Raw genomic sequence first — 8,365 nt, 5'->3', positions numbered from 1 at the left:
CCCCAGCCCCGCCCCCAGGCCGCGAAGCCCGCTCCCGCGCCGCGAGCCACGGGCCATGCGCGCAAGGACTCCTTCGAAGCCCCGCGGCCCTCGCCCCAGCAGGCCGCGCTGGTGGACCGGCTTCGCTCCAGCGACACGTTCCGCCAACTGCCGCATGGCACCCAGGACCGGCTTCTGGCCACGGCCCGGAAGCATGGGCAGTCGCCAGAGGCGCGCCGCAACATCGCGGACCTCGCGCTGAACAAGAACCTGGACAAGCTCGCGCCCCGGCAGCAGCGCGAAGCCATCCGGACCCTGCGCGAGGGCATCAAGAACAAGGGCGTGGGCGCGGACCTGGCCGAGCTGGCGTCCGACAAGGACTTCCGCCGGCTGGGGGGCAAGGACCAGCGCAACATCATGGAGTCGGTGGCCGCCCAGCGCGGGGACCGCTCCGCCCGGAACGCGCTGGTCGACCTGGGGACGTCAAAGGGCTTCCGTCAGCTGAAGGGCTCGATGCGGAAGCAGCTGGTGGACGAGCTCGAGAAACGCCGGAGTGGCAAGGCCGAAGCCCGCTTCGGAAAGGCGGCCCTGGAGCTGGCGGACAGCGCGAGCTTCCGCCGGCTGGCGCCAGACGTCCAAAGCCAGTTGGCGAAAGCCATTGCGCCTGGACGCCCCTCCAGTCAGGCGTCCCGCTCCGCGCTCGTGGAGCTGGGGTCGAATCCGGGCCTCGCGAAGCTCCCGGCTGAAACCCAGCGCAAGGTCCTGGAGCACCTGCCTCCGCCCCATGCGGGCCGTGAGAAGAGCGTCGACCACCTGGATCGCCTGACGACGCTCGTGGACGGCGGTGAGTTCGCGAAGCTCCGTCCGGAGCTGCAGGGACGGATGCTCGACGCCATCCGGCCCGGACGGCTGGAGCCCGAGCACGAGCAGACCCTGGCGGACCTGGGCTCCAGCAAGGGGTTCGCCGCGCTGTCGGCGCCAGAGCAGGATCGGCTCTTCCAGTACGTCTCCGGGACGAACCCGCTCTCACGCTACGTCCAGACAGACCTGGGCGTCACGCTCGCGGGCAAGGGCTTCCAGAAGGCGGATGGCGCGGGCCAGGCCGAGCAGCTCCGGACCTTCCTGCGGGAGCAGCCGGGCGTTCCCGAGGGGGCCTCGGAGCTGGAGGGGACCTTCCCGACGCGTCCCTATTCCCTGTCCGGGCCCACGGAGGTCCAGGGCCACTCCTTCCCCTCTGGACCCGCGGACGCCCTCCGCTACGAAGTCGAAATCGAGGGGCAGCGCATCCCGGTGTTCGTGGCGAGGAACCCGGACGCCAGCCGGGGCTCCTTTCACTCCATCGAGGAGGTCGCGGAGGGGCTGTCCAGCCTGCCTCCCGCGAACAGGGCGCTCGTCAAGCAGGTGGACGTGGACGGCCACAGCAACCCCGACGATGCGTACTGGGAGCAGGTCTACAACGAGCCCGGGTTCCGTTCCTACATGACGGCGGGAGCGGCGGGGATCATCACCCTCTATCCCACGAACGGAAAGGTGGAGCAGGAGTTCATGAACTCCTCGCTGATTCACGAGACGGGGCACACCCTGTCCCATGTCCACTGGGGCTCGGACAACGCGAGTCCCCAGTGGGACGGCTACCGGGCCGCCATGGCGAGCGACGGCTTCGTGCCCTCCAACTACGCTCGCAACTCTCCGTCCGAGGACTTCGCGGAGACCCTGGTGCTGTATCAGAAGGTCCACGGCACGCCGCAGGAGGCGGAGGTGCGCGCCCTGATGCCGGGCCGGTTCCGGCTCATTGACGACCTGCTCTCCCGGCCTCCTCCCGCGAGGCAGGCCCTCCCGAGCGTCGCGGCCTCCCGGCTGATGGTGGGCTCCTTCCGGGCGTGAACCCATGAGCAAACCCATACATCCCGGTTTCATCCGTTACATCGACGGCAAGACCCAGCAGGAGGTCCGCCGGATGGAGATCGCCCAGGTGCCGGAGGCGCTCCGGTACGCGCAGACCCCGAAGGGGTGGGTGCCCGTGGTGAAGGTCGTCGCGCTGGAGGAGGGCAACCAGCGGACCCTGCGGGAGTACGGCCCGGCGGACGAGCTGCTGCGCTCCACCGTGCAGGTGCGCCCGTAGCGGGAGCAAGCCGTGGAGGCGTTCAGTTGTTGCCCTTCATGTACTCGAGCGCGACGGCCATGACACCGAGCCGCTTGTCATAGACGTTGGCCCTGAAGTCACCGTCCTTCACGTACATGCCACCCTTGTACTGGTCCGTGCCGGCGAACGCGTAGGGGGTGGTCACGCCCTTGTTGCGGTAGCCGAAGCCGTTGTACGCCTCCGCGTACGAGGCCATGGCCCCCGTGTCGGTGGAGTTGTAGTGCAGGCCCAGCGCCTTCTGGTCCTTGCTGTGCTTGCGCAGTGCATCCACCGCCGCGTCGACGAACTGGTCCTTCCGGAAGAAGACGCCCTTGGGAACGATGGTCGTGGTCTTGCCGAGCTCCTGGCCGTTGTGCAGGTACACGCCGTTCTTCAAGGACGCTTCGCGGTACCAGATGCCCGCCACCAGGGCCGGCGGCAGGTCCGCCTTGCGCGCGACCTCGTCGATGAGCTTGCGCTTCTCCGGGCTGAGATTGGAGATGGTGCGCAGCTCGGCCGCGTACCGGGGGTCGGTGCTGATCTGCGCCTTGGCGGCCTTCCGGGTGTTGTCCGCGTAGGCGACGCCCAGCTTGCCGCCCGGGTTCGGGCGGTTGGTGTTCTGGGGCTGCTTCGGGGCCACCGGGGTCTGCTTCGGGGTCTGGGTTTGCGGCTGGGTCTGCGTCGGCGTGCTCGCGCCCTGGCCGGTCTTCTGCTTGCCGCCGGAGAAGTACACGGCGTCACCGGTGAAGGTGTACGTCTTGCCCGGCACATCCCGGGAGGCGAGCTTGCCGTTGCGCATCTCCATGGTGAGGGTCTTGCCACCCGCCGGGTCATTGACGCGGTAGCTGCCATCCGGGTTCTTGCCCGTGACGGTCATCCAGTGGTCGGTCTTGCCATCCCCGGTGCGGTCCACGCCGATGACCACGGGCTTGCCCTTGGCCAGATGCTGGTCGAGGTTGCCCGGCCGCTGATTGAACTCCCGCGAGGTGGTGATGGGCGGCTGGGTCTTCACCGAGCTGGTGGTCTTCTCCCAGACGACGTTGCTGTTCTTGTCGTACCCCCCGTTGGCGTCCAGGTGGCGGTCCATCTCCGCGGGCGTGACGGTCTCACCGCTCAGGGCGCTCACGGCCATGGCGCAGGCGGACATGGCGCAGCCCTTGTTCCCGATGCGCCGGTCTCCCGCGCCACCGACGCCGGTGCCCTTGAGCTTCGAATCCTTCCAGTCACCGTCGCCCTGGTTGTAGACGGGCACACCGTCGCGGCTCGGGTACGACTTGCCCGTCTGCGAGTCCTTCCACGTCGTGCTGCCCGTCTGGCGGGTGTCCTGGGGCTGCTGGGACGCCTGCGTCGTCGGCTGCTTCGGCTGGGACTTCTCGAAGACGTCGCCCTGCTGGGAGCCCGTGGGGCCTGACTTGGGCTTCGCGTCGAACCCGTCCTGCACCTTCAGCTTCGCGCCCGCGATGATGCGGTTCGGGTCCTTGATGTTGTTGGTCTTGGCCAGCTCGGCGACGGTGGTGCCGTGGCGGTTGGCGATGGAGCTGAGCGTGTCTCCACGACGAATCGTGAGGTTCTGGACCATGAGGGACCCCCGGAAGCAGGCAGCTCTGGGCTGCGTGCCTTCTTGGAAATCCCCGCCCTATTTCTTTTGCATTTCCGCCCGCGAAAAAACGCGGGACAAGGCCCGGCCGCGCTCGCACCGGGCCTCGTCAGGGCGGTGCTAGAAGCAGGTGCAGGCCGCCTTGTAACACTTGCCCAGGCGGAAGCCCTTGGCGACACAGCTGGCGTTGCACTCCTCGGCGTAGCACTCCACCTGCGACGCTTCCGCGGTCGTGGGGGTGGACAGCGCCAGCGTGGCGCCAAAGGAAACGAACGCACCCGCGCCCATCGCGAACAGCACCCGGCCCGCCTTCTTCAACGGCGTCATCATGTGTGTTTCTCCCGGTGAGGATGTTACGGCTTGAAGCATACCTCACCGGGTAATTCGATTCATCTGAGGAATACGCGTGAGTCCGTTGGTGGGCTGGGCATTCGCGTGTGGCCGGCTCACTCCGCCCGCTTGCGGCGCCGGGACACGATGCGGCTCAGGGCCACTTCGGTGATGCCGAGGTAGGCCGCCACGTCGCGCTGGGGGATTCTTCCCTTCAGGTGCGGATGCTCCTCCCAGAACTTCACGAGCCGCTCCTCCGCGGACAGGTCCAGGAACTCCTGCTCACGGCGCTCCTTGAGGACGAAGTGCTGCTCCGCCACCCGGCGCGCCAGCCGCTCCCAGCACACGTGGCCCCGCTCCAGGGCCTGGAAGTCCCGCGTCTGGAACACCAGCACCCGGCTCGGCTCCAGCGCTTCAATCGCAGTCATTGACGGCAGCTGTTGCAGCATCTCCGCATAGGCGCCAATCAGCTCTCCCTCGGCGCGGAAGGCCTTGATGGACTCGCCCCCGCGCGGCGACATGCGCACGCCCCGGAAGACGCCCTGAAGCACCACGGCGAACCTGTCCGCCGCGTCTCCCGGACGCATGAAGAGCTCCCGCTTCGCGAGCGACTGCTCCTTCGCCACGGCCTCGGCCTTCGCCCACTCCTCGGGCGGCAGCGGGGTCAGACTGGCGAGGCGCTCGAAGAGCTTGGGGAATCTCACGTCGCGGAAGACCTTGGCTTGACCCGGGTTAAGGCGGAGGCCACTCCGGGCACCATATACCGGCGGCATGTCCATCAACGTCTATGCCGTGGCCACGCCCTTCGTCATCGCCCTGGCCCTGGCGGAGTTCGCCTGGTGCGTGGCGCGGCGCAATGGCTACTACAGCTTCCAGGACTCCATCGCGAGCATGGGCACGGCGGTGATGAACCAGTGCGTCAACGTCGCGGTGGCCCTGTTGGTGCTCCCCCTCTTCACGCAACTGGGCCAGCTCGCACCGTGGCGGCTGGACGCCTCGTCGCCGCTGTCGCTGGTGGCGCTCTTCCTGGGCGTCGACTTCCTCTTCTATTGGTTCCACCGCTTCGGGCACCGCACCAACATCGGCTGGGCGGCCCACTCGCCCCACCACTCCACCGAGGAGCTCAACTACGCGGTGGCCCTGCGCGCGAGCGTGACGCAGCGCCTGTTCTCGTTCCTCTTCTACTGGCCGCTGGTGGTGGTGGGCTTCCCGCCGGAGGCCGTGCTGGCGATGGTGGCCTTCCACCTGGTGCTCCAGTTCATCCCCCACACGCGCGTCATCCCCAAGCTCCCCCGGTGGGTGGAGTCGTGGCTGAACACGCCGTCACACCACCGCGTGCACCACGCGCGCAATGACGCGTACATCGACAAGAACTACGCGGGGTTCCTCATCATCTGGGACCGGATGTTCGGCACCTACGCCGAGGAGACCGAGCCGTGCTCCTACGGCCTGACCACTCCGGCGAACACCTGGGACCCGACGGCCATCAACTTCCAGACGTGGGCCCGGCTCGCCGCGGACGCCGTCGCCACGAAGAGCCTGTGGGACCGGCTGCGCATCTGGGTGATGCCCACGGGCTGGCGGCCCGCGGACCTTCCTCCGCGCGCGTTGGGGTATTGGAAGCAGGATGGCGCGGAGGTGAAGTACCACTCGCAGGAGCTGTCCGGCGTTCGTGGCTACCTCGTCTTCCAGCTGTTCGCGTCGATGCCGTTCATGCTCCTGGTGAGCCACCATGCCTCGCCGCTGTCGGGCTGGCAGAAGGTCGCACTGAGCCTGCTGCTCTGGGCGATGGCGACCGCCTGGAGCGGGATGCTGGAGTCGAAGCGGTGGAGCGAGCCGCTGGAGCTCGCGCGGGTGCTCGCCATGGGCGTGGCGGTGACGCTGTGGCTGGTAGGCGCAAGCGCGCCCCAGGCGTGGAGCGCGCTCACGGCGTCGTGGCTGATGGTGTCGCTGGTCTGGCTGCGGGTGGCGCGCGGTGGCGCCGGCCGCAGGTCCCAGGCGAAGCCCTTCCCGGGCTGAGCTGACCGCTTACGGAGACTGGGGACGGGCCACCGGCGGCGCGGGGGGCGTGTCGTTCTTCTGGATGCCCAGCTCCTCCAGGGTCCGGTTGCGGCGCATGGCCTGGAGCACGCTGCTGCGCTCGTCCGTCCAGACATAGTCCGGCTCCCGGGTCAGGGACAGCCGGCGCACGAGCGCCCCCGTGTTCCGGAAGGTGGGGCCCCAGGAGAAGTCCTTGTCCGGGCTCAGGAGGATCCAGCTGCTGGCCAGGGTGTCGTCCTTCGTCTCGGTCTTGACGAGCGTGGCGTACAGGCCCAGCGCCCTCGCGTGCGCCAGGCTGATGGGGACCAGGTCCAGGTACTGGTTGCTGATGTGCAGCGCCAGCACGCCATGCGGCGCCAGGTGTTGCCGGTAGAGCTCCAGCGCTTCGTGCGTCACCAGGTGCATGGGGATGGCGTCCGAGCTGAAGACATCCAGGGCCAGCACGTCGAACGGTTCCTTCGGCCCATGCTCCAGCTCCTGCTCCAGGGAGATGCGCGCGTCGCCCTCCACCACCTCCATCTTCGCGGGGGAGTCCTTCAGGTAGCTGAAGTAGCCGCCCTCGCCCTGCGCGAGCGCGATGATGACGGGGTTGATTTCATAGAAGCGCGCCGTGTCTCCGGGCTCCAGCAGCGCGGCGCTGCCGCCCACGCCCAGCCCCAACATGCCCACGCGCAGGGAGGAGGGCAGCCCCTGTGCCCCACGCCAGCGGCGCTGCTCCGTGAGCGCCAGCCCCAGGCCGCTGTCGCGCGAGTAGTAGGACGTGTTGACGCGGCGGCGCTCCGGTTCCACGTACTGCCAGCCGTGCGTGATGACGCCGTGGCGCAGGGTGAACTGGTGCTCGCGCGGGTCGTTGGGGTTCTGCTCCAGCACCTGCACCACGCCGAAGAAGTTGCGCTCGGAGAAGCGCACGAGGCCCAGGGCGCCGGAGACCATGAACGACAGGTTCACCACCGCCACCATCACCAGCATCGCGCCGCGCAGGACGCGCTGGACGCGGGCCGTCACCTTCTCATTCGGGGGCCGCTGCATCATGCTCGTCAGCGCCACGAGGCAGCAGGCGCCCAGCGCCAGCGGGTGCTCCCAGTAGACGTTGAAGACGGCGGGCGCCACCAGGCTGACGAACACGCCGCCCAGCACACCGCCCACGGACACCCAGAGGTAGAAGGCGCTCAGGTAGCGCGGGGCAGGGCGGATCCGGAACAGCTCGCCGTGGCACATCATGGCGCCGCTGAAGAGCGCGAAGGCGTGGAAGAGCACCTGCCAGCCCAGGTGCAGCGCGGGGCCCTCCTTCTGCGCGTACGCCACCAGGGCCAGTGACGCGATGAGGGCCACGGAGTACGGGCCGCGCGCGTAGAAGGACTCGCGCGAGAACGCCAGGATGAAGGTGACGAGGTACACCGCCAGCGGCATCACCCACAGGAAGGGCCCCGCCGCCACGTCCTGGGAAAGCTTGTTCGTCGTGGCCAGCAGCAGCACCGACGCGCACATGCTCAGCCCCAGCCACAGCAGCGTGCGGCTCACGCCAGGGCGTGGCGCGTCGGCCGCCGCCGCCTCTTCCACGGGCTTCACGGTGGCTCCGGGCGCCGCCGTCGCCGTGCGGCGAACCAGGTCCCCGGCGCAGGCGATGGCGAAGACGACGAAGAGGCCGAAGCCCGCGGCCCATCCCCACGCCTGCGCGCTGCGGCCAACGAAGGGCTCCACCAGGAAGGGGTAGCCCAGGAGCGCCAGCAGCGAGCCCACGTTGGAGAGCGCATACAGCACGTAGGGCGAGCGGCCCGGCCGCGCGCGGGCGAACCACGACTGGAGCAGCGGGCCGGTGGTGCTCAGCACGAAGAAGGGCAGGCCCAGCGTGACGGCCAGCATGCCCATCAACCGGAGCACGGGCAGGTGGTCATCCACCGGGCGCCACCCGTCCCCGGGCGTCAGGGGTGAGCCCGCCCAGACGGCCCGAGCCGCGAGCGCCACCACCGCCACCGTCAGCAGGCCCAGGTGCAGCAGGGCCTGGGTGCGCGGGCGCAACCGCGAGGCCACCGCGTGCGCATAGGCGTAGCCCGCGAGCAGCACGGCCTGGAAGAACAGCATGCACGCGGTCCACACCGACGGCGTGCCGCCGTACCACGGCAGGGCGTAGCGGCCCGCCAGCGGTTGGATGCCGAAGAGCAGGAACGCACTGGTGAAGATGGCGAGGGCGTAACGGACCATGCGGGCTCGGGGCAGGGGCGAGGGCGCGGCGGGGGACAATCCGCGTGCACCTGTTTCCCGCCTGGAGTGCGTCCGTGTCAACGCCCGCCGCCCCG

At 69.0% G+C, this 8,365-nt stretch carries 7 protein-coding genes; 3 read left to right on the top strand and 4 right to left on the bottom strand.

Annotated features, from left to right (window positions below):
* A partial coding sequence (locus D7W81_RS42415) for a zinc-binding metallopeptidase (protein WP_158621633.1) occupies positions 1-1,863 on the top strand: 1,863 nt, incomplete at its 5' end.
* A gap of 4 nt (positions 1,864-1,867) precedes the next feature.
* Entirely contained in the window at positions 1,868-2,101 is a 234-nt protein-coding gene (locus D7W81_RS42010; protein WP_147445546.1) for a hypothetical protein, read from the top strand.
* A 22-nt stretch (positions 2,102-2,123) separates the two neighbouring features.
* Here D7W81_RS42010 and D7W81_RS42410 read toward each other — a convergent pair whose 3' ends face one another.
* The 3 genes from D7W81_RS42410 to D7W81_RS19340 all read right to left on the bottom strand — a co-directional run bounded on the left by D7W81_RS42410 (position 2,124) and on the right by D7W81_RS19340 (position 4,732).
* Positions 2,124-3,680, bottom strand: a complete 1,557-nt coding sequence (locus D7W81_RS42410; RefSeq protein ID WP_158621632.1) for a LysM peptidoglycan-binding domain-containing protein — start codon at positions 3,678-3,680, stop codon at positions 2,124-2,126.
* Positions 3,681-3,818: 138 nt separating this feature from the next.
* Complete coding sequence (locus D7W81_RS19345) at positions 3,819-4,028, bottom strand: hypothetical protein (RefSeq protein WP_120556869.1); 210 nt, start codon at positions 4,026-4,028, stop codon at positions 3,819-3,821.
* 116 nt (positions 4,029-4,144) lie between these two features.
* Positions 4,145-4,732, bottom strand: coding sequence for a Crp/Fnr family transcriptional regulator (locus D7W81_RS19340; RefSeq protein ID WP_120556868.1), 588 nt, complete (start codon positions 4,730-4,732; stop codon positions 4,145-4,147).
* 67 nt (positions 4,733-4,799) lie between these two features.
* Here D7W81_RS19340 and D7W81_RS19335 point away from each other — a divergent pair, with 67 nt between their 5' ends.
* Positions 4,800-6,047: a sterol desaturase family protein gene (locus D7W81_RS19335; RefSeq protein WP_120556867.1), complete on the top strand. Its 1,248-nt coding sequence runs from the start codon at positions 4,800-4,802 to the stop codon at positions 6,045-6,047.
* 9 nt (positions 6,048-6,056) lie between these two features.
* Here D7W81_RS19335 and D7W81_RS19330 read toward each other — a convergent pair whose 3' ends face one another.
* Positions 6,057-8,270 carry a fused MFS/spermidine synthase gene (locus tag D7W81_RS19330; protein WP_167508078.1) on the bottom strand — a complete coding sequence of 738 codons (2,214 nt, stop codon included), beginning with the start codon at positions 8,268-8,270 and terminating at the stop codon, positions 6,057-6,059.
* Positions 8,271-8,365 lie beyond the last annotated feature (95 nt).

The sequence above is a fragment of the Corallococcus aberystwythensis genome, assembly GCF_003612165.1.
GTDB lineage: Bacteria > Myxococcota > Myxococcia > Myxococcales > Myxococcaceae > Corallococcus > Corallococcus aberystwythensis.
Note: the sequence above shows the minus strand (reverse complement) of the source record. Positions and strands in the feature narration are given on the sequence as shown.

Bases quoted from the DNA above. Each gene is read 5' to 3' on its own strand.
- D7W81_RS42010 (WP_147445546.1), top strand. From the start codon at position 1,868: ATGAGCAAACCCATACATCCCGGTTTCATCCGTTACATCGACGGCAAG.
- D7W81_RS42410 (WP_158621632.1), bottom strand. From the start codon at position 3,680: ATGGTCCAGAACCTCACGATTCGTCGTGGAGACACGCTCAGCTCCATC.
- D7W81_RS19345 (WP_120556869.1), bottom strand. From the start codon at position 4,028: ATGATGACGCCGTTGAAGAAGGCGGGCCGGGTGCTGTTCGCGATGGGC.
- D7W81_RS19335 (WP_120556867.1), top strand. From the start codon at position 4,800: ATGTCCATCAACGTCTATGCCGTGGCCACGCCCTTCGTCATCGCCCTG.
- D7W81_RS19330 (WP_167508078.1), bottom strand. From the start codon at position 8,270: ATGGTCCGTTACGCCCTCGCCATCTTCACCAGTGCGTTCCTGCTCTTC.